The following is a 20,286-nucleotide window of genomic DNA, read 5'->3' on the forward strand; positions in this document are numbered from 1 at the left end:
GCTTATTCCCTGCCCGACAAAAACGGCACGAAATTGACCGACTCCAGGATTTCGACTTCGAATCCTGATGCGTTTCGCGTAACCCGTTGTAACTCCTGTCCGCCGGCATGACCGATCGGAATCACCATCACGCCGCCGACAGCCAGTTGCCGTAGCAGCATTTCGGGAATTTCGGGCGGAGCCGCCGTTACCAAAATCCCATCGTAAGGAGCATGTTCCGGCCATCCCCAGCCGCCATCGCTGTGCAAATAGCTGATGTTTTTATGTTTCAAACTCCATACCAAATTTTTGGCTTTCTTCTGCAACGGCTGAATCCGTTCGACTGTATAAACATAATCAACCAATTGCGACAACACCGCCGTCTGATAACCGCAACCGGTACCGATTTCCAGGACCTTGGCAAGCGGGCCTGATGCCAGAAGCAATTCGGTCATTTTAGCGACAATATAAGGCTGAGATATCGTCTGGTTATAACCGATCGGCAAAGCGGTATCTTCGTAGGCTCGACTAGCGAGTGCTTCATCGACGAACAAATGACGCGGCGTATTACGCATCGCATCGAGAATTTTATGATTGGTGATCCCCTGTTCCTTCAAACGCCCCACCATGCGCTCCCGAGTTCGCATGGAAGTCATGCCTATTCCTTTTACATTAAGCATCATCATTATTATATTTCTCCTAAGGCAACCAATTTTCTAAAGCGCCTATACGTTCATAGCGCGTCAAATCGACTTGCAAGGGGCTAACCGAAACATAACCCGATTTAATCGCGTAAAAATCGGTTCCCGGCCCCGCATCTTGTTCGACTCCTGGCGGCCCGACCCAATAAATAGGTCTTTCCCGAGGATCGACACTTTTGACCACCGGCTCGGCTTTATGGCGTTGACCCAAACGCGTTGCCTGAAATCCTTTAAGCTCGCTAAAAGGAATATCGGGTACATTGACATTCAAAATACTATCTTGAGGCAAAGGCTCTTCTATCAATCTTTGTAGTAATATAACCGCAACTTGCGCCGCCGTATCGAAATACCTCGGATTATTGCCGACCAACGAAATCGCCACAGCCGGCAGGCCTAAAAACCGGCCTTCGGTCGCCGCCGCCACGGTGCCGGAATAGAGTACGTCATCGCCCAAATTGGAACCGTGATTGATTCCGGCAAATACCATATCAGGCTCTTTCGCCAACAAACCGGTGATCGCCAAATGAACGCAATCGGTCGGCGTGCCGTCTACTCTAATAAAACCGTTAGCGGTTTGGTAAGCCCTGAGCGGTCTTTCCAGAGTCAGTGAATTACTGGCCGCGCTGCGGTTTCGGTCCGGCGCCACAACCGAAATTTCGGCATGATCGCTTAATGCATCCGCCAATGCATTCAGGCCTTCAGCCAGATAGCCGTCATCATTGCTCAACAAAATATGCATTTTAAGTCGCCCCGCGCACAAATAGTTTATAAAATCCCTAATATTAACAACTTATCGTATTTAAATCAGCTAACGTGAGAAAAAAAAGCCTAACACAAGAAGATCGGGATCTGTTTCGCCAAACAGTCGGGAAAGTCATATCGATAGACAGCGACAAACTGCACCTGAGCACCACACCTAAACCCAAACCCATACCCGCTAAACGTTCAGTCGATAATGCTCAATCGCTTGACGAATCAATATTGGTCACTGAATTGCTAAGTCTCGAGGATAGCCTAAGCTTTTTAAGCCCCGGCTTACAAAAAAATGTTTTGCGAAAAATGCGGAAAGGGCATTACGGACTCGATGCCGAAATCGACTTACACGGCCTGAGTAGCCACGAGGCAAAAAAGCAACTATTACGCTTTCTGCATAGTTGTGTGGAGGAAGGTTTTCGTTGCGTCTGTATCGTGCATGGCAAGGGCTATCGCTCGCCGGATAACCTACCGATTTTGAAAAACAGCCTCAATTTATGGCTTCGCCAACATCGGGATGTACAAGCCTTTTGTTCCGCGCCCCACAGAGAAGGCGGCACGGGGGCGGTTTTTGTTCTGCTGCGCTTAACGGATAAATACGACGAACAAGACGATGCCGAGCGCTAAACGATACCAAACGAAAGGAATCATGCCGATCCGATTCAGCAATTTCAAAAACCAACCGATTGTTAAGTAAGCAACGACACAGGAGACCGCCGCCCCGATCGCCATGAAGTCCCACATGACTTCGATATCGGACTTGAACAATTCAAAAGCCTTTAACATACCGGCCAATGCAATGACCGGAATCGACAATAGAAACGAAAAACGAGCAGCTTGCTCGCGCTGTAAACCGGAAAACAAACCGGCCGTGATCGTGATACCCGCACGGGAAGTGCCGGGAATCAATGCGATCGCTTGAAATACGCCGACCAGCAAAGCATCGAATAAAGTCACGACAGTCCGGCGCTCTTTAGCGAATTTTTCCGAAACCCACAGCAACATCGCGAAAACGATGGTCGAACTCGCAATCACCAGAGGCGATCTCAATGACTCTTCAAGCGAGTGAGGCATCGATAAGCCCGCAAGGCCCACGGGAATCGTGCCCAACACCACATACCAGGCCAAACGGGAATCGTCCGAAGCTCCATTGCCGGTGAACGAACCGAACCAGGCCGCGATGATCGTCAATAAATCTTTACGATAATAAGCTACAACAGCCGTTAAGGTACCGACATGCACCGCAACATCGAATGCGAGCCCTTGATCCTCCCAACCCAAAATAACCGGCAATAAAATCAAATGCGCGGAACTCGAAATCGGTAAGAATTCAGTCAACCCCTGTAGCAAAGCCAACGAGATGGCTTGAATAATATCCATGATTTAACTCTCTATAATTTCTCGAAGCAAAGCGGTCGCATAGCTACCCGCCGGTAAAGTAAATTTTAGTTGCAATGTGTCCTGCGAAATAAAACGCCACTCTAAATCTGTCACACACATCCTAAGCGCCCTGCGAGCGCTTTCCAGGCCGCAGTTGGACAAACCGCGACCTATAAAATCGAAACGTTCGATCACTGCGGATTCGATCGCCCTAGCCTCACCCGCTACTTCGGAAGCCCCCTGCCCGGAAAGCACAGCGCTCGGGTGAATTTCGCACGCGTCGACCCGTTTAGAAATGGATTGATCGATTTGGTCGACTTTAAAAAACCCTCGGGAGCCGTCAACAATGAAAACATCGCCATCGACCGGTTTATTCCAACTCTCTAGCCTGATTCTCTCGGCCAAAATATGATTGAACAAAAACGAACGTGCCGCAGATAGGTAAATACCGTGTTGTTCACGCTTAACCTTAGCGCCTTCGAATAGAGCCAGAGCTTTATTGACATTCTGCCCGAGATTCCCGAAGCGTTGCTCGCCGAAATAATTCGGCACACCGCGGGTCTTGATCCGACTCAACTGATCTTCAAGCCGCCTTTCGTCACCTTGCCAATCTCTAATCAATAGTTCGAAACGATTACCGGATAAGATGCCGCGTTTCAATTTACGGGCATGACGTATCGACCGATGAACCGTAATCGTTTCCGATTCGAAATCGGACCATTGCGGCGCTTCTTTGCCCGGTAACCACACACTGAACCATTGCGTCGTGACGGCATGACGATCCTTCAAGCCGGCATAACCGATATCGCGCTGCCTAACGCCGGCAAAACGAGCCAGTTGTCTCGCCACAAATTCGGTATTTTCGCCTTTTTTTTCGATAAGCAAAAAAACATGCTCGCCTTCGCCCGAAGGTTCGAACGACAGCATTTCTTTAACGATGAAATCTTCCGGCTCTATGCGGATCTTTCCGGTTCCGGAGGGACCTCCGTAGGCATAGGGCCACTGTGGTATTTCGACGGTTTTCAAGACTAGGAGGGATCCGTTGGTTTAACTATTGAGACTTGGATGATGTCGATCAAACTACTCCCTTTATAGTCAAAAAATGGCTAACTTTATGAAGGTATGGGGTGTGGCTAGCGAGGATGTCGGCAGCAGAGAAAGCTGCCGTCAAGCCCCCATGGAAGGGTTTACGGCGGTCCTCGATAGACACATCCCACACCTTTTATTCTTAGACGGTTTTTTCGATCAAAAGGGAGTAGTTCTTGCTGATGTATCCAAGGTAATTGCGGCAATTATCCGGCTTTGAGAAAATAATCTTTCATCCTAACGTTCATGAAGTCCCGGCAAATGAAAGTACGAGGCTTGGAGAGGGCGCGGTCACTCGCCCGACAGGACGCCGTGAATACATCCATGTAGGCTCGACGGCGGCTTTCCCTGCCGCCGACGCCTGTCGGTCGAGCAACCGCACCCTCTCCGGAACCGGCATTTGCTCTGCCGAGCTTCGACTATCGAAAAATTAGATAAAGAACCAAAATCTACGAACTTTCACAGTAAAGCACATAAAGAATTTCAAGAAATTACTTAAACTTTATCGCTAGCCTTTTGGTGAGCGGAAGTTTTATACAAACGTATAGCAAATTATTGAACTACCTTTTTATTCTTCATGAACCTCATGGTGAAATGCTTTTTCTAGGTTTAAGGTTTGCCCTGCTACAAGTTTGAATAACGACTGCAGGACTGGGTTACAAATCCGGCTAGCTCTATCTCCGTCGCCCTACCTTTCAATCAATACGGCTGCCTGGACGGCAATGCCCTCTCCGCGGCCTTCGAAACCTAGCTTTTCGGTCGTGGTCGCCTTGACATTGATACAGTCGAGTTCGACGTTCAAATCTTCAGCAATATTACGGCACATCCCCTCGATATGCGGAGCCATTTTCGGCGCTTGGGCAATAATCGTAATATCGGCATTGACGAGAAAATAACCTTTATTTTGCACGACCTGATAAACATGGCGAAGCAATACACGGCTATCGGCGCCTTTGAAACTCGGATCGGTATCGGGAAAGTGCTTACCGATATCGCCTAACGCGGCCGCGCCCAAAAGCGCATCAGACAAAGCATGCAGCACGACGTCACCGTCCGAATGCGCGTCGAGACCTTTTTCATAAGGAATCTTCACGCCACCCAAAATAACGTCTCCGCCTTCCTTGAAACGATGCACATCGTAACCTTGACCGACTCTGATCATTGTTGTTGCTCCAGGTAAAATTGCGCTAAGGGTAAGTCTTCGGGTCGGGTAATCTTGATATTGTCGGGACGGCCTTCGACGATCTTGGGTTGAAAACCGAGCAATTCGAGCGCACTCGCCTCATCGGTCACGGCCGGATTGCCGACCGACGCTTCGAGCGCCTGTTTCAATTGTCCGTAACGAAACATCTGCGGCGTCAATGCGCGCCAAATATGCGTTCTGTCCAAGGTTCCGACTATACTGCCGCCTTGGACGTTTTTTAGCGTATCATGCGACGACAGCGCCAAAATTCCGCCTATTTCGTCATCTTGCAATGAGTCAATCAGAAACCGTATATCGGCGGCAGTAATACAAGGTCTCGCCGCATCGTGAACCAATACCCAGTCTTGTTCAGATGCTCGTCCGGATATCGCCTGTAACGCAGAAAGCACTGAATCCGAACGCTCCTTGCCGCCCGGTGCGGTCTGCACATGCTCATTTTTCGAAATCGCCAGTTCCGGCCAATACGGATCTTCGATAGAAATCGCCACAGCAACTGCAGCAAAAACATTAGCTTGCAACAAACGCGTCAACGTATGCTCCAAGACAGTTTTGCCCGCTAATTCGAGATATTGCTTGGGGCGGTCGGCCTGCATTCGTTTACCGACTCCCGCCGCCGGCACCACCGCCCAAATGGATCGAGTATTTGTCATTAATTAACGTTAAATAATCTATGCGCGGGCAGAGCCCAAGTAGTACTGGGGACAAGATCAGTAGGGATAAAAGCGGAAGCCGAAACCCATTAAAAACGTAACAGCGCGTCTCGGCGATGGCTTTCACTTCTTTCTAGCTACTCCAGAACCTGAAAAAAAGTCTCGTCTTCCTTGATCATCCCTAATTCATAGCGGGCTCTTTCCTCGATCGCTTCTTGTCCTTTTCTCAAATCGAGAACTTCGCCGTAAAGGGCCGCATTGCGTTCCTTTTTTTCCTGGACTTGCATCGCGAGCTCATCCAATCGGCTTTGATATTGATTGATCTGAACAATGCCTCCGTCGCCGAACCAAAGGCGATACTGCAGATGCACGATGATCGCAATCAGCACCGCGACGAGAATCTTAAAATTATTCATTGGACGGCCCATCCTGAATCAGGGCGGCAAAAACGCCGCCCCTTTTCAGATAAATCAGAGCATTTTGAATGCACTGCGGCCTGCGTATTTCGCTTTAGAACCCAATTCGTCCTCGATTTTCATCAAACGATTGTATTTGGCAACACGATCGGAACGACTCAGAGATCCTGTTTTAATCTGACCGGTTCCGGTCGCGACGACTAGATCGGCAATCGTCGTATCTTCGGTCTCACCGGAACGATGCGAAACGACTGCGCTATAACCGGCGGCTTGCGCGGTATGAATCGCATCGAGCGTTTCGGTCAAGGTGCCGATTTGATTAACCTTGATCAAAATCGAATTGGCGATGCCTTTCTCGATGCCTTCTTTCAGAGTTTTAGGGTTAGTCACGAACAGATCGTCGCCGACCAATTGAATCATGCCGCCCAGCTTCTCGGTATGAATTTTCCAACCGGCCCAATCGTTTTGATCCAGGCCGTCTTCGATCGAGATGATCGGATATTTTTTGACCCATTCGACAAAGAAATCGGTCATTTCTTCCGACGTGAAGCTCCGGTTTTCCGCAGATAGCACATATTTGCCGCCTTTGTAGTATTCGGAACTGGCCGCATCCATACCCAGATAGATGTCTTGCCCTGCTTTGTAACCTGCTTTTTCGATCGCTTCGAGGATGACTTCGATCGCTTCTTCGTTCGAAGACAGATTCGGAGCAAAACCGCCTTCGTCGCCGACCGTAGTTGCCAAACCTTTACCTTTCAGTACTTTCGCGAGGTTGTGGAATACTTCCGCGCCGTAACGAATCGCTTCACGGAAGTTCGGCGCGCCGACCGGCAGAATCATGAATTCTTGCAAATCGACGCTGTTGTCGGCGTGCGAACCGCCATTGATGATATTCATCATCGGCACCGGCATGATAAATTCGCCACTGGTGTTCATATAATTGTACAAAGGCAGACCCGCGTCTTTCGCTTCGGCATGCGCGGCCGCCATTGAAACCGACAGAATCGCGTTAGCGCCTAAACGACCTTTGTTCTCGGTACCATCCAATTCGATCATCTTTTGGTCGATAGCAGACTGATCGCCTGCGTCCATGCCAAGGATCGCGGAACGAATTTCAGTATTGACGTTATTAACTGCTTTCAACACGCCTTTACCTAAATAGCGCGATTTATCGCCGTCACGCAATTCGATTGCCTCACGTTCGCCTGTCGATGCGCCGGAAGGCACCATGGCGCTACCGATAAAACCTGAAGACAGAACCACGTCGGTTTCAATCGTCGGGTTACCGCGTGAATCCAAAATTTCTCTTGCACGAATGTCTACTATTTCAGCCATTAGGGTTCCTTATAAAGTTGTTTCGATCAAACTGCTTGCTTTTACAGCCCGATCCAAGGTGATTAAAATTTCAAGTAATTCTTTGATGCGGTGCATAGGCCAAGAATTAGGGCCATCGCTAAGCGCCTCGGCCGGATTCGGATGCGTTTCCATAAACAGCCCGGAAACACCGACCGCTACCGCCGCTCTTGCCAATACCGGAACGAATTCGCGTTGCCCGCCGGAACAAGAACCTTGCCCGCCCGGCAATTGCACCGAATGCGTCGCATCGAAAACGACCGGACAACCTGTATCTCGCATAACGGCCAATGAGCGCATATCCGATACCAGGTTGTTATAGCCGAACGACACACCGCGTTCGCAAACCATGATCTGCTGATTGCCAGTCGCTTTGGCTTTGTTTGCGACATTGGCCATGTCCCAGGGCGCCAAGAACTGGCCTTTTTTAATATTGACCGGTATGCCTAATTCGGCCACGCTTTGAATAAAATTAGTCTGCCGACATAAAAATGCCGGCGTCTGCACGACATCGACCACTTCGGCGACTTCTTTCAGCGGAGTGTCTTCATGAACGTCAGTCAATACCGGCACACCGATTTGCTGCTTGACCTTTTGCAAAATGGCCAATCCCCGCTCGAAACCGAGGCCGCGAAAACTTTCCAGGGACGAACGATTCGCTTTATCGAAAGACGATTTATAGATGAACGGAATACCCAATTCAGCCGTGATTTCTTTCAGGAAACCCGCAGTTTCCATAGCCAGTTCCTCACTTTCGATCACGCAAGGGCCTGCGATCAAAAACAATGGCTTATCGAGCCCTACTTCAAAGTTGCATAATTTCATTTCTCGGTTTCCTTTTTATGAAGAGCGGCCGCGGCAACAAAACCGGAAAATAACGGATGCCCTTTACGCGGCGCCGAATTAAATTCCGGATGAAATTGGCAAGCCAAAAACCAGGGGTGCCCCGGAATTTCGATGACTTCGACCAAGCGCCCGTCGATCGATTTGCCTGAGAAGCGCATGCCGTTTTGCTCAAGCCTTTCAAAATATTTATTATTAAATTCGTAACGATGGCGATGCCGCTCTCTAATCACTTCCTTCTGATAAAGCTCGTAAGCCAGCGAGTCAATTTGCAAACGGCATTTTTGCCCGCCCAAACGCATCGTGCCGCCTAAATCGGAATTTGCACTACGAACCTCCACCTGTCCTTCCGCATCCATCCATTCGGTAATTAAGCCTATTACAGGATGCGGGGAATCGGGTAGAAACTCGGTACTGTGCGCGCCCTCCAGGTTGGCGACATTGCGAGCAAACTCGATAACCGCCACCTGCATGCCTAAACAAATCCCTAAATAAGGGATTTTATTTTCCCGGGCATACCTGACTGTCGCAATCTTACCTTCGACACCCCGCTCGCCAAAACCGCCGGGAACCAAAATCGCATCAACGGGCTTCAAAGCCGAAACACCTTCCTCCTCGATCATTTCCGAATCGATATATTCAATCCTTACCTTATTTCGGGTTTTAATGCCGGCATGAATCAATGCTTCATGCAATGATTTATAAGCATCGGAATGATCGACATATTTTCCGACGATCGCAATCGACACTTCATTGAGCGGATGAGTTAGACCCTCGATCACATTTTCCCATTCGGTCAAATCTGCTTTAGGGACATCCAAGCGAAGTTTTTCGACAACAATATCGTCCAACCCCTGCTCATGCAGCAGCAAAGGAATACGATAAATCGAATCGGCATCGATCGCGGAAATAACGGCTCTCTCGGCAACATTCGTAAACAACGCAATTTTACGACGTTCGATTGCCGGAATCGGTTGTTCGGAACGACAAATCAAGATATCCGGCTGAATTCCGATTGTCCTAAGTTCTTTAACAGAATGTTGGGTCGGTTTGGTTTTGATCTCACCGGCCGACTTGATATAGGGAACTAGCGTCAAGTGAATGAAAAGCGCGCGATCCCTACCCAATTCAACATACATTTGCCGGATCGCCTCCAGAAAAGGCAGCGATTCGATGTCGCCGACAGTGCCGCCAACTTCGATAATCGCGACATCCATGCCTATGGCACTGAGTTCGATTCGACGCTTGATTTCATCGGTAATATGCGGAATAACTTGAACGGTCGCGCCTAAATAATCGCCTTTGCGTTCTTTGCGCAATACATTTTCATAAATTTGACCGGTCGTGAAATTGTTCTTCTTGGTCATTGTGGTTTTAATAAACCGCTCGTAATGACCTAGGTCGAGATCGGTTTCAGCGCCATCCTCGGTGACGAATACCTCGCCATGTTGAAAAGGACTCATCGTTCCGGGATCGACGTTGATGTAAGGGTCCAGCTTTGTCATCGTCACTTTCAGCCCACGCGCTTCAAGAATGGCAGCCAACGACGATGCGGCAATGCCTTTACCCAACGAGGAAACGACACCACCGGTAATGAAAATAAATTTGGTCATGTAAGAAATAAAAATTTCGGGAGACGGCTTTGAAATAGCCAAGATTAAAATTTATCTATTTTAATCGACTAAGACGCATTCGTCATGGCCTTTCCGGTTTTTATTTTTTTGCGACCGAATTAGCCGAATACACCCTGGCTTGTTTTTGCAATAAAATTCGGAACCGATCCAAAGATCGGCAATTGCCGCCAAGCGCCCGTCTAAATAGATTAATGGAATATAAGGCCTTTCCCAAGGCGGAATACCAGCTTCCTGATAAAGATTTTTCAAGCGATGCCGCCCTTCTCGATTCGGCAAAGCAATTTTTTCCCCGCCGCTACGAAACCTAACGTCGATATGCGACCTAAGCCAAATCGATTGATCAATTCCGGAGTGGTCATAAGCAATTTTCAGTTCCGTACCGTCAGGCAAGTCAAGAGGGGCATCGCTATTCGACCATACAACGCCTTGTTCCGGTAAATTAACGGTTTGCTGCGGCACACAAAACAAGCTATTCCGGAAACGGCGTATTGTATGTTTTTGATTCGGCAACTGCGGATCGCCAAGCGGCGACTGAATCATGGACAAAATGCGCAACACAAAGGCACGGGGCGGCATTTTTAGCCCCAAACGCGCGAACCATTGCCGAACAATTAATGCTTGTTCCGTCACATCAAGCTTTACCAAAGCCGGTATCGATAGCGTTGCATCCTTTGTTTGATAGACCTGCTTGAATTGATCGCCAGCTAATTTACTCAACAGTTCAGAGGCTTCCGCGCAATGAACCGCTGAACGAGAGACTGTTTTATCGATGGACGGCCAACGTTGCTTGAGTAAAGGAACAATTTCATTGCGTAAAAAATTACGATCGAAGTCAATGCCTTGATTACTGGGATCTTCAATAAAATTGAAATCATGTTGCCGGGCGTATTGGTCGATGACTTGTTTTGGTGTATTCAATAAGGGCCTCAACAGCACTCCCTTGCCAAAGGTCATCATTTCAGGCATGCCCGAAAGCCCTTGCAAACCTGCCCCTCGAAACAATTGCAATAAAACGGTTTCCAATTGATCCTCTCGGTGCTGAGCCACCATCAAAACATCGTTATTCGAAAGCAAAGCCTTTAAGGCATCATATCGCGCATTCCTGGCAGCCTCCTCGGGGCTTTCGCGCGCTAAGCTTCGCGCATCAACATAAAGATTCATAAAATCAACACCCAATTGCTTAGCGACTGAACGACAATGCCTAGGCCAAGCATCGGCTACGGGTTGCAGACCATGATGGACATGAACCGCGGTAATTTTATTTTGTAGAGAAGATATCGAAGCACAAAGATGCAACAACACATGCGAATCCACACCGCCGCTATAGGCAATATAAACTTGTTGCGCTGATTTTAATTTTTGCAGGCTCAATTCAACGACTCGCGGTTCTAATCGAAGCATTTAATTTACCAATTGTTAACCAAATTTGGGGGCCGAGGCGCCAGTCAAAGGCCCAACGCCAAAATTACCCAGGATAGTTATCATCACCAATGGAATGGACTATGAAATTAAGGTGCAGAGCCTGTAACTCAATGATTTCCGAACGCCATTGAACGCCCCGAGCCTTCTAATACCGAATTTTTATGCGTGAAAGGTATAAGTTGATTTTAATGAAATGTGAAATAACGCTCGGACAAAACAACATAAAAGAGCTAGTCTTTTTCATAAGAGCAAAGCAATAAAGAAACATGCAATTGAATTTAAAAGACTGAAATTAGTCTATATAATTCCACTAAGCACTCATATTTCACAAGGGTTTGGCTATGGACATTTCACCAACAAACAGCGCATTGAACCTCATCAACGGCGCACAAAACAAATCAGCCGAAGCGGCACACAAAATTGCCACATTATCGATAAAAAACGATGAAGTAGGCAGCTCTGAGTTTGAGCCTCGAGATATTATTAAACCGGTACTCAGCTTAAAAGAAGCGGAATTTGAAACATCCGCGGCCGTCAAAATCCTCGAAACCGAGAAAAAAACGATAGGAAGTCTATTAGACATCAAGGCTTAAGCCCGACTTGAGAGCAAGAAACGGCTAAAAGCCGAGGGCTAAAAGCCGAGAGAGTAAAGCTTAGTATGCATCCTTGGTCCGTCCGCATTGCTGGACTTATGACGCACCATTTTTCCGACAACGCCCGATTTTCCACACATCCCTCACCCTGCACATTCACTGCTAACTGCTAACTGCCAACAATTTACCCCAAACCATCAACCGGAAACAAGGCAGTTAACAATCCACCCGAACTTCAAAACCAAGCGATCTGATCTCGCCCGCAAAATCTCGCATGACTTCCGGCGACAACGGCTTCATTTTAGCCGATTCCGGCTGCATCGACGGGCGCGCAATGGTATAAAGCATAATTTTACCAACCGCCACACTATCATTCTTGATTCTTTTTAAAAATTGCAAATACGCGTTTTTTTCCACGTCGGTCAATCCCTGCCCGGAATAATCGACTAAACAAGTTTGAATTTTAGTCTGACAGATTGCAGCCGAAATCTTTAGATTTCTTAATGCCGACGCCATCGTTTGCGCTGTATTATTAATAAAATTCCGCCCCGCATCAGTCGCGCTATCAAACTTAAACCAAACCTCCCCCCCATAGCGATGCAATGACCGGAGCCCGGACTGAACCTTCAACTGATGCATTAAACTGCCGTTACTAATCAAAACAAAACCGCTGTTCGGCAACACACCCATTTCAGTAGCAATGCTGCCGATCAAATCGACTGCTTTATCGAAATCCTTAGCGCTAGTCGGCTCGCCGTTTCCCGAAATCGCAATATCCTTGATCGATCTATATTGGGGTTCGACTTGAAACCGATCAAAAAAATCGCCCTGCAAAACATCACTCAGAAACCGCCTCAATTCTTTTTCCAATAATGAAAAATCGAGCAGTGGCGCTGCACCCAACGTTAAATCGGGTACTTGACAATAAATACATCGCCAGTTGCAAGCATTGTTGATATTAAAATTCACACCGATCGACAAGCCTCCGGAACGTCTTGAGAGAACGGGATAAATATAAGTTAATCCGGCTGAACCCCTACTATGATCGGTTATTGTTAATCGTGTTGAATTTGTCACAGCCTTAAGAATGAGAGTCAAATGTGCTATTCTAGTCGTTCAAAATCTTTCCCTGTAACATTTTTATTAAGGAGATCATTATGAGCGAAAGAATCATCATGCGTACCGGCGAATCACTCGTAGCAGGCGGACCTCCGGGAACTGCAGCCGAACCGGAAATCGTCATCGGCGAACTGGACGGACCGGTCGGTACGGCCCTCGCCACTCTGACAGGGGACCAAGTCAAAGGTCATAGCCGGGTTTTCGCAATTTTGAACACCGATATTCAAGTCCGCCCTGTCACACTGATGGTTAGCAAGGTCACTGTTAACAATAGCCGCTACACCAATATATTAATGGGTACCGTTCAAGCCGCTATCGCTAACGGTGTGCTTGATGCAGTTCGCGCGGGCGATATCCCGAAAGAAAAAGCGAACGATTTGGGAATCATCTGTTCGGTATGGCTCAATCCAAGTGTCGCAACCGACGACAACCTCGACCACCAAATCCTGTTCGACATTCATCGTAAAGCGATGGCACAAGCCATCCATAAAGCCATGACCAATACGCCGGATATTGATTGGCTACTGGAAAATCAAGACAAAATCACTCACAAATATTTCCAGATGGGCCTTGACGGAAAAATTTAAATAGTTCGAGGACTGCCCCCGACAACAGCTGTAAAAACTTGATTTTTAGTTTGTCGGTTTCAGTCGTGATATTCGCGACTGAAACCTCTAAAAAATGAACTAGATTTCCTCTAGCAAACGATAAACCAATTCTTTAATATTTCTCGGCTCGAACGGCTTATCACAAATCGCGGAAACTCCGGCCTGCTGAATTTTATTGAGCGTTGCTTGGTTCGACTCGCTGGTGACCATCAGTATCGGAATCGAGCTGTTTTCCATATTGGCTCGTATCGCCTCGATCAATTCCTGACCATCCATTTCCGGCATATTATAATCCGTTACGATCAAGTCGAAGGCATCCGGCGACTCGGCGAATATCGCCAATGCTTCCGTCCCGTCGTTTGCCAACGTTACGCACTGTATCCCCATATTGTTGAGCACTTTGGTAATATGCTTTCGTGCCGGCGCACTGTCATCGACCAACAAAACCCTAACAGCTTCGATATCATAAGAATCCAATTCCAATTCCTCCGGATCGACAAACTCGACCGAAGCGCGTAATGCCCTTTTCAAATCGGCATGATCGAACGGTTTGGGTAAAATTGCCACAACGCCGGCTTGGCGAATCGGCTCCAGCGCCGCTCGACTGGTTTCGCTGGAAATCAGCATGCATTGCATATCCTGAAAGTCGTCCGATTCCTTAATCCGCGTAAATAACTCGGTCGCCGTGGTATCGGGTAAGTACATACTGCTAATCAGCAAGTCCGGTTGATAATTGCTGATAGCCTCCAAAGCCTCCTCGCCTGAAGAGACGCCATTGATGTACTTAACACCTTCTTCCTGCAAGTGCTTCACAATTAACTTCAATTGCGGAACGGAAGGCTCAACCAGAACAATGGACAAGTCCGAAATAGTCAATTTATGCATGATTTAATCGATGGATTAGAAAAGCGAAAACGATCGTACTCAAAAATTAATTCGAACTGAAAATCCCAATCGCCGGCCATTACTTAAAATCAACGGACCCGAGCTAGGGTGTCGAAATTTACCGATTTCCATGTCGGATAGAATGACTGCTTTATGGATTTTGAGAAAATAACTAGGACTTTATAGCCTATGATGATGAACAAATTCGTAACTCTTCAGTCCCCCGGCAATTATCGTTCCCATGCTCTGCGTGGAAATGCTTGAGTACCGCTCCAGCGGTACGAGACGCTAGAGCGTCTCGGGCTGCATTCCCACGCAGAGCGTGGGAACGATAGCTGGATGTGAATAATTACACAAATTCCAAGACAGCTTGAACGCCGCCGGGTGCCCATCGCGCGCCTTTTCAAAAATATTTTGAGTCTAAAAAGCGGGAACACGGCGATTAGCTAAAAGCGGCTTTTTTCGATAGCCTAGACCCGAGCTCCTTAATCGTCCTGCCGATAACTATCAATAAACCCGTCCCGATTCGGCATGACGACAGCCGGCAACGATCGTGCATTCATTTCGTCATACGGCCCGATAATACGATTGAGATAAAGCAAATAGGCGGTTACCGCATAGACTTGATCATCGGTTAACGCCCCAGGATTCGATAACGGCATGGAGCGTCGCGTAAAATCGAAAAGAGTCGTCGCATACGGCCAATAAGTTCCGATCGTTTTATCCGGCGGATCGTCGATCAATGAATGTTCGGCGCCGGCCAGCTCCTCGGCGCTACCGCCACGCCCTTCCGGGCCATGACAACCGATGCAATGCGCCCGGTAAACGACCTCACCTTCGCGAGCGCTACCTTGCCCTGAGGGCAAACCCGCCCCATCGGGAAAAACATCTCTATTCCATTGTTTCAACATCGCCGGCGGCGCCTGAATACCCAATCCGGGACCAATCAGTTCTTCGGCGACAACCATATTAGCCGAGCCGAGGCTAAAGCATAGCAGACTCTTAAAGATAGACATGACTAATCTCACCCGCCTCCGTAATAGCCCAACTGACAATAGCATTATAATGAAAATAACCATGCCGGCCGCGCTTTGCGATCAGCTCGGAACGTTCCGGCTGAACCGCACCGGTTTCGTCGAACGCCCGACTTTTGAGCACGACTCCTTTACCCTTCCATCGCCAAGGAATCCGGAAGCGCGTGAAACACTGCGCCAATATCGGCTCTTGTAACTCGGCCTCGGCCCAACTCTTACCGCCATCGGCGGATATTTCGACTTTCGCGATTTTACCGCGACCGCTCCACGCCAAACCGCTGATCTGGTACAAACCGTGCCGATCGAGTCGATGCCCGAATGATGGATGGGTAATCACCGACTTCGGCTCCATCACGAAGCTAAATTGCCGCGCCTTACCCGAAGGCAACAATTCGGTGTATTTAGCGGTTTCGTTACGAGCCATGACCGGTTTAACCGCAAGGTGTAATCGCCTGAGCCATTTAACATTGAGCACCCCTTCCCACCCCGGAACCAACAGCCGTAATGGATAACCGTTCTCGGGCCTCAGTCGCTCGCCGTTTTGATATAAGGCCAACAAACAATCGTCAAGCGCTTTATCGAGCGGCAGACTGATATTCATCATCGACGCATCGCCCCCTTCGGCGATGATCCATTTTGCACGGCCTTTAATGCCGGCCTCCTGAAGGACGACACTCAACGGCACACCGGCCCATTCGCTGCATGAAGCCATGCCATGAAAATAGCCGACTTGAGTTTGTATCGGCTCGCTCCGCCAACCGGCATTGCTATTGCCGCCGCATTCAATGAAACATAAACGGGATTGCATCGGATATTGCAATAAATCCGATATCGAAAACGTCAGAGGACGTTTGACTAAACCATGTATCAACAAGCGATGCCGTTCAGGATCGATTGCCGGCACACCGTTGTGATGGCGCTCGAAATGTAAGCCGCTTGGCGTAACAATACCCTCGAGTTCGTGCAGCGGTGTCCACGAAACGCCATTACCCGGAGCATCGTCGTTGGTCATAATCCAACGAATCACCTTTTTTTCATAGTCGGATGGCAACCCGTAATTAGAAAAAGGCTTACCCGGTTGTTTCGTCCACGATTCACGCTCGAATCCGGCCCTTGCGGTCTGCGAACTTACCGCACCCCAAGTCGCGGCGGTAAAAATCAAACCTTGCTTTAAAAACAGGCGTCGATCCAGCAAACCGCCGCCCGCGGCTTCAATTTCGGCACTGGATTGAACGGTTTTTACCGATTGCTTAGGCATCGACCGGCACGGATTTTTTAAAACGTTTCCGGGCCCAAATACCTTGCACGATAAATCCCAAATAAATCGATGCAACCATCACGAACGCTTCGGGGTTGCCCAACCCCAAGCCCGCAACAGCAGGCCCCGGACAATAACCGCTCATTCCCCAGCCGATACCGAAAATCATCGCCCCGAACAAAAGCGGTTTGTCCACGGACTTCTTCCGAGCGACATGAAATTCCTCAGCCCATATCGGTTTCGGACGTTTTAAAATGAAACGAAACGCAATAACGGAAACGGCCAAAGCTCCCATCATCACGAAGGCCAAACTCGGGTCCCAGCGTCCTGCGACATCGAGAAAACCCAAAACCTTGTTCGGGTCGGTCATTTGCGACAACGATAAACCGAACCCGAACAGCGTACCGCTCAATAAAGCTGCTAAACAGTGTTTCATACCCCGACTCCCACAATATGCCTGATACAGTAAACCGTGACGACACCGCTGATCATGAAAATCAAAGTCGCCGTTATCGAGCGCAACGATCCGTTGGCGATACCGCAAATACCATGACCGCTCGTGCACCCGCTACCCATGCGAGTACCGAAACCGACTAAAAAACCGCCCACAGCCAACAGCCCATAAGGATAGTCGGAACGCGGCGTGAAAAACCCGGGATTGAACCAATTAAACAGTAAAGCGCCTAAGACCAGGCCGATTAAAAAATTGAACCGCCAAAGCCACTCCGGCTTCGAGGAATTGAGTAAACGATGCATGATGCCGCTAACCCCGGCCATGCGGCCATTTAGCCATAACAGCAAGGTGGCGGCCAAGCCGATCAATGTTCCGCCGAGAAAAGCCGAGAACGGCGTAAAATTTTCCACAAAGAATTCCTGAATAATTTTGAAATTTAAAAAATAACCCTTATATACCCTTTGCTGGTCAAATTTCGGCGTCGGGGTGCCCGTCAAAGGACGCCGTGAACCCAGCACCTAAATTATCCTGGACAATTAATCCTAGCCAATGAGCTATGGAATTTAAGTGCTGGGTGAATACATCCATGTAGGCTCTATGACAGCATCCATGCTGCCAAAGCCTTTGCGGAACACCCCGATGCCTCCATACGTTAATGCCGAAATTTGAAGTGCGATAGGTATATACACACATAGGAAAGTGCATTTTATTGTTTTTTGAGAAAAGCCTTAAAAGCTACCCGCTAATATTAACGCTCGAGGATTCAGTCAACAAGGCAAAAACATATTGACCAAAGAATCTTTTAACCCAAAGTGAACAATTGGCATGTAACTATTCAGTCCCCCGGAAATTATCTTTCCCACGCTCCGGCGCTCGCCGTTATACACAAGTATCGGTAAACTTGCTAAACAGAGTTTGTCGTATAACTGGAAACGGTGCTGTTTGATAAATCTGCGGATATTGAACATCAGTGGCTTCGAAATCGCGACGAAGGCGTCGCTCCCACAAGGGGGCGGATGCTCTGTGGGAGCGATCCCCAGATCGCGATTTCGAAGTCGGGAACGTTGGGCGACAAAAAATGGTATCGAAGCCTCATTAGCTAAGATTGAAAAACAGTAATTTTTGACTTATGTATAACGATGAGCGCTCCGGCGTGGGAACGCCTGAGTACCGCTCCAGCGGTACGAGACGCTAGAGCGTCTCGGTCTTCATTCCCACGCCGGAGCGTAGGAACGATAGGGGGTGTGAATAATTACGTTGGCATGTGTTGTAGACCGTTCGCGCTGAGCCAAGTCGAAGCATGGACGGTCTACAACACTTTCACCATTTTGGTGAAGCCTCAAATACTCTTTTTAAGTTTAAACTTTTACAAATTTCCTTACGCGCCCTGAGCAACAGACAAGAAGGTTAAATTTATGAATAAAAAATATTTTTTACCGTTACTACTGTTAATTATCACATTTTCCCCTTTCTCGTTCGCGCAAACGGGCGGTATCGAAAATCTTCGCGAAACCAGTAAAGCGTTTGCGTCGGTCGCGCGGCAAACCTCTCCTTCGGTTGTCTTTATCCAAGTGGAAAGTTCCCGTGAAGGCGTCGCGCAAGCCCCCTTTACAACGCCATTCGGCGACGAATGGCCTTTCGGCGATGATTTTTTCCGGCGTTTTTTCGGCGATGAATTTCCCGGAACGCCAAGGCGACCTAGTCCTGCGCCAGCCCCACAACAACGGCCACCCGCGATTGGCCAAGGTTCCGGTTTTGTTTTCGCGTCGAAGCGAGGCTTGTTGAGCGAAACCTCCTATATCATCACGAACAATCATGTCGTTGCGAATGCCGACAAAATTCGCGTGACGTTCCAAGACGGGCGTGAATTCGACGCCAAGATTACCGGAACCGATCCTAAATCGGATATCGCCGTCATTGAAATCAAAGCCGGAAACTTGCCGGCCTTGCCGCTGGGCGACTCAACAAAACTGGAAGTCGGCGAATGGGTCGTGGCTATCGGCAATCCGTTCGGCTTGAGCCATACGTTGACCGTCGGAGTCGTAAGCGCCAAGGGCAGAACCAGCCTCGGCATCAGCGATTACGAAGACTTCATTCAAACCGATGCCGCGATCAATCCCGGCAATTCCGGCGGCCCGCTCGTCAACCTGGATGGTGAAGCAGTCGGTATCAATACCGCGATTTTCAGCCGGAGCGGCGGTCATATGGGCGTTGGCTTCGCAATCCCTATCAATCTGGCAAAATCGATCGCCGACCAATTGATCGAACGAGGAGAAGTCACGCGCGGCTATTTAGGCGTCGTGATTCAACCGTTGACGCAGGAATTGGCCGAGTCCTTCAACTTGACTACGCATCAAGGCATTTTAATCGCACAGGTCACCGATGGTTCGCCGGCGGCGAAGGCGGGTCTCAAAGCCGGAGACATCGTGACCGAATACCAAGGCCGGCCGGTCAACGATATCGGCGATTTCAGAAACCGCGTCGCGCTAACACCGCCCGGCAAAAGCGCCAGAATCGCGATCTTGCGCGATGGAAAATCGCGAACCATCGACATAAAAATCGAAAAACTCGGCGATCAACCAATTGCAGCGGCACAAGCGCCCGCCCAAAGCACCGAAGAACTGGGCTTGACCGTGCAGACCGTGACTCGGGAACTGGCTCGGCAATTCAATGCCACCCCCGGCCAAGGCGTCATCGTCACCGAGATCAAGCCCGGCGCGATTGCCGCAATGGCCGGCATACGCCCCGGCACTGTAATCCTGGAAGTCGACCGCAAACCGGTCAATTCGGCCAACGAATTCAATCGCGCCGTCAACCAAAGCAAGGATAATAAGCGGATCTTGTTACTAATCAGCGATCGCGGCATGTCCCGCTATGTCGTCTTGCAATGGCGCTAAACGAAAACGCTTTGGCA

Annotated in this window: 21 protein-coding genes; 4 read left to right on the plus strand and 17 right to left on the minus strand. The window is 48.8% G+C overall.

The window, feature by feature from the left end; genetic code table 11:
* Nucleotides 1-2 precede the first annotated feature (2 nt).
* Together WJM45_RS12030 and surE are read right to left on the minus strand one after the other, a co-directional pair.
* Complete coding sequence (locus WJM45_RS12030) at nucleotides 3-662, minus strand: protein-L-isoaspartate(D-aspartate) O-methyltransferase (RefSeq protein ID WP_341328939.1); 660 nt, start codon at nucleotides 660-662, stop codon at nucleotides 3-5.
* 16 nt (nucleotides 663-678) lie between these two features.
* Nucleotides 679-1,419 (minus strand): 5'/3'-nucleotidase SurE, encoded by a 741-nt coding sequence (gene surE, locus WJM45_RS12035; RefSeq protein WP_341325342.1) that lies wholly within the window; start codon nucleotides 1,417-1,419, stop codon nucleotides 679-681.
* A 74-nt stretch (nucleotides 1,420-1,493) separates the two neighbouring features.
* On the opposite strand from surE, the gene WJM45_RS12040 reads away from it, so the two are divergent.
* Entirely contained in the window at nucleotides 1,494-2,060 is a 567-nt protein-coding gene (locus WJM45_RS12040) for a Smr/MutS family protein (RefSeq protein ID WP_341325343.1), read from the plus strand.
* Here the strand turns inward: WJM45_RS12040 and WJM45_RS12045 are convergent.
* The 9 genes from WJM45_RS12045 to tilS form a co-directional block, all read right to left on the minus strand.
* A complete protein-coding gene (locus WJM45_RS12045) occupies nucleotides 2,019-2,813 on the minus strand; it encodes an undecaprenyl-diphosphate phosphatase (RefSeq protein WP_341325344.1) in 795 nt (264 codons plus the stop codon). The two genes, WJM45_RS12040 and WJM45_RS12045, sit on opposite strands and share 42 nt — an antisense overlap.
* Nucleotides 2,814-2,816: 3 nt before the next feature.
* The gene (gene truD / locus WJM45_RS12050; protein ID WP_341325345.1) at nucleotides 2,817-3,839 is read right to left on the minus strand and encodes a tRNA pseudouridine(13) synthase TruD; all 1,023 of its coding nucleotides are present in this window, start codon (nucleotides 3,837-3,839) and stop codon (nucleotides 2,817-2,819) included.
* Nucleotides 3,840-4,587: 748 nt separating this feature from the next.
* On the minus strand, nucleotides 4,588-5,061 hold the full coding sequence (gene ispF / locus WJM45_RS12055) for a 2-C-methyl-D-erythritol 2,4-cyclodiphosphate synthase (protein ID WP_341325346.1): 474 nt from the start codon (nucleotides 5,059-5,061) through the stop codon (nucleotides 4,588-4,590).
* On the minus strand, nucleotides 5,058-5,753 hold the full coding sequence (gene ispD / locus WJM45_RS12060; RefSeq protein ID WP_341325347.1) for a 2-C-methyl-D-erythritol 4-phosphate cytidylyltransferase: 696 nt from the start codon (nucleotides 5,751-5,753) through the stop codon (nucleotides 5,058-5,060). The genes ispF and ispD overlap by 4 nt, the downstream gene beginning before the upstream one ends.
* 137 nt (nucleotides 5,754-5,890) lie before the next feature.
* Nucleotides 5,891-6,169, minus strand: coding sequence for a cell division protein FtsB (gene ftsB, locus WJM45_RS12065; RefSeq protein ID WP_341325348.1), 279 nt, complete (start codon nucleotides 6,167-6,169; stop codon nucleotides 5,891-5,893).
* 54 nt (nucleotides 6,170-6,223) lie between these two features.
* On the minus strand, nucleotides 6,224-7,504 hold the full coding sequence (gene eno, locus WJM45_RS12070; RefSeq protein ID WP_341325349.1) for a phosphopyruvate hydratase: 1,281 nt from the start codon (nucleotides 7,502-7,504) through the stop codon (nucleotides 6,224-6,226).
* A gap of 9 nt (nucleotides 7,505-7,513) precedes the next feature.
* A complete protein-coding gene (gene kdsA, locus WJM45_RS12075; RefSeq protein ID WP_341325350.1) occupies nucleotides 7,514-8,347 on the minus strand; it encodes a 3-deoxy-8-phosphooctulonate synthase in 834 nt (277 codons plus the stop codon).
* On the minus strand, nucleotides 8,344-9,978 hold the full coding sequence (locus WJM45_RS12080; RefSeq protein WP_341325351.1) for a CTP synthase: 1,635 nt from the start codon (nucleotides 9,976-9,978) through the stop codon (nucleotides 8,344-8,346). Before WJM45_RS12080 ends, kdsA begins: the two co-directional genes overlap by 4 nt.
* A 60-nt stretch (nucleotides 9,979-10,038) precedes the next feature.
* The gene (tilS, locus tag WJM45_RS12085; RefSeq protein WP_341325352.1) at nucleotides 10,039-11,400 is read right to left on the minus strand and encodes a tRNA lysidine(34) synthetase TilS; all 1,362 of its coding nucleotides are present in this window, start codon (nucleotides 11,398-11,400) and stop codon (nucleotides 10,039-10,041) included.
* 362 nt (nucleotides 11,401-11,762) lie between these two features.
* Between tilS and WJM45_RS12090 the strand changes: the two genes are divergently transcribed.
* Nucleotides 11,763-12,014: a hypothetical protein gene (locus WJM45_RS12090; protein WP_341325353.1), complete on the plus strand. Its 252-nt coding sequence runs from the start codon at nucleotides 11,763-11,765 to the stop codon at nucleotides 12,012-12,014.
* Nucleotides 12,015-12,230: 216 nt separating this feature from the next.
* Here WJM45_RS12090 and WJM45_RS12095 read toward each other — a convergent pair whose 3' ends face one another.
* Entirely contained in the window at nucleotides 12,231-12,983 is a 753-nt protein-coding gene (locus WJM45_RS12095) for a radical SAM protein (RefSeq protein WP_341325354.1), read from the minus strand.
* Between the two features lie 188 nt (nucleotides 12,984-13,171).
* On the opposite strand from WJM45_RS12095, the gene fae reads away from it, so the two are divergent.
* Entirely contained in the window at nucleotides 13,172-13,720 is a 549-nt protein-coding gene (gene fae / locus WJM45_RS12100; protein WP_341325355.1) for a formaldehyde-activating enzyme, read from the plus strand.
* A 99-nt stretch (nucleotides 13,721-13,819) separates the two neighbouring features.
* Here the strand turns inward: fae and WJM45_RS12105 are convergent, their stop codons facing one another.
* The 5 genes from WJM45_RS12105 to WJM45_RS12125 form a co-directional block, all read right to left on the minus strand.
* Complete coding sequence (locus WJM45_RS12105) at nucleotides 13,820-14,626, minus strand: response regulator (RefSeq protein ID WP_341325356.1); 807 nt, start codon at nucleotides 14,624-14,626, stop codon at nucleotides 13,820-13,822.
* A 485-nt stretch (nucleotides 14,627-15,111) separates the two neighbouring features.
* A complete protein-coding gene (locus WJM45_RS12110) occupies nucleotides 15,112-15,642 on the minus strand; it encodes a cytochrome c (protein ID WP_341325357.1) in 531 nt (176 codons plus the stop codon).
* Nucleotides 15,629-16,918 (minus strand): sulfite dehydrogenase, encoded by a 1,290-nt coding sequence (gene soxC / locus WJM45_RS12115; protein WP_341325358.1) that lies wholly within the window; start codon nucleotides 16,916-16,918, stop codon nucleotides 15,629-15,631. Before soxC ends, WJM45_RS12110 begins: the two co-directional genes overlap by 14 nt.
* Complete coding sequence (locus WJM45_RS12120; protein ID WP_341325359.1) at nucleotides 16,911-17,354, minus strand: YeeE/YedE family protein; 444 nt, start codon at nucleotides 17,352-17,354, stop codon at nucleotides 16,911-16,913. Before WJM45_RS12120 ends, soxC begins: the two co-directional genes overlap by 8 nt.
* Nucleotides 17,351-17,782, minus strand: coding sequence for a YeeE/YedE family protein (locus tag WJM45_RS12125; protein ID WP_341325360.1), 432 nt, complete (start codon nucleotides 17,780-17,782; stop codon nucleotides 17,351-17,353). The genes WJM45_RS12120 and WJM45_RS12125 overlap by 4 nt, the downstream gene beginning before the upstream one ends.
* Nucleotides 17,783-18,787: 1,005 nt before the next feature.
* Between WJM45_RS12125 and WJM45_RS12130 the strand changes: the two genes are divergently transcribed.
* Entirely contained in the window at nucleotides 18,788-20,269 is a 1,482-nt protein-coding gene (locus WJM45_RS12130) for a DegQ family serine endoprotease (RefSeq protein WP_341325361.1), read from the plus strand.
* The last annotated feature ends 17 nt before the right edge of the window (nucleotides 20,270-20,286 follow it).

This window comes from Methylotuvimicrobium sp. KM2 (genome assembly GCF_038051925.1).
GTDB lineage: Bacteria > Pseudomonadota > Gammaproteobacteria > Methylococcales > Methylomonadaceae > Methylotuvimicrobium.

What these genes read in the sequence shown, in the direction of transcription:
- WJM45_RS12030 (WP_341328939.1), bottom strand. Translation starts at nt 662, where the DNA reads ATGATGCTTAATGTAAAAGGAATAGGCATGACTTCCATGCGAACTCGG.
- surE (WP_341325342.1), bottom strand. Translation starts at nt 1,419, where the DNA reads ATGCATATTTTGTTGAGCAATGATGACGGCTATCTGGCTGAAGGCCTG.
- WJM45_RS12045 (WP_341325344.1), bottom strand. Translation starts at nt 2,813, where the DNA reads ATGGATATTATTCAAGCCATCTCGTTGGCTTTGCTACAGGGGTTGACT.
- ispF (WP_341325346.1), bottom strand. Translation starts at nt 5,061, where the DNA reads ATGATCAGAGTCGGTCAAGGTTACGATGTGCATCGTTTCAAGGAAGGC.
- ispD (WP_341325347.1), bottom strand. Translation starts at nt 5,753, where the DNA reads ATGACAAATACTCGATCCATTTGGGCGGTGGTGCCGGCGGCGGGAGTC.
- ftsB (WP_341325348.1), bottom strand. Translation starts at nt 6,169, where the DNA reads ATGAATAATTTTAAGATTCTCGTCGCGGTGCTGATTGCGATCATCGTG.
- eno (WP_341325349.1), bottom strand. Translation starts at nt 7,504, where the DNA reads ATGGCTGAAATAGTAGACATTCGTGCAAGAGAAATTTTGGATTCACGC.
- kdsA (WP_341325350.1), bottom strand. Translation starts at nt 8,347, where the DNA reads ATGAAATTATGCAACTTTGAAGTAGGGCTCGATAAGCCATTGTTTTTG.
- WJM45_RS12080 (WP_341325351.1), bottom strand. Translation starts at nt 9,978, where the DNA reads ATGACCAAATTTATTTTCATTACCGGTGGTGTCGTTTCCTCGTTGGGT.
- tilS (WP_341325352.1), bottom strand. Translation starts at nt 11,400, where the DNA reads ATGCTTCGATTAGAACCGCGAGTCGTTGAATTGAGCCTGCAAAAATTA.
- WJM45_RS12090 (WP_341325353.1), top strand. Translation starts at nt 11,763, where the DNA reads ATGGACATTTCACCAACAAACAGCGCATTGAACCTCATCAACGGCGCA.
- fae (WP_341325355.1), top strand. Translation starts at nt 13,172, where the DNA reads ATGAGCGAAAGAATCATCATGCGTACCGGCGAATCACTCGTAGCAGGC.
- WJM45_RS12105 (WP_341325356.1), bottom strand. Translation starts at nt 14,626, where the DNA reads ATGCATAAATTGACTATTTCGGACTTGTCCATTGTTCTGGTTGAGCCT.
- WJM45_RS12110 (WP_341325357.1), bottom strand. Translation starts at nt 15,642, where the DNA reads ATGTCTATCTTTAAGAGTCTGCTATGCTTTAGCCTCGGCTCGGCTAAT.
- soxC (WP_341325358.1), bottom strand. Translation starts at nt 16,918, where the DNA reads ATGCCTAAGCAATCGGTAAAAACCGTTCAATCCAGTGCCGAAATTGAA.
- WJM45_RS12120 (WP_341325359.1), bottom strand. Translation starts at nt 17,354, where the DNA reads ATGAAACACTGTTTAGCAGCTTTATTGAGCGGTACGCTGTTCGGGTTC.
- WJM45_RS12130 (WP_341325361.1), top strand. Translation starts at nt 18,788, where the DNA reads ATGAATAAAAAATATTTTTTACCGTTACTACTGTTAATTATCACATTT.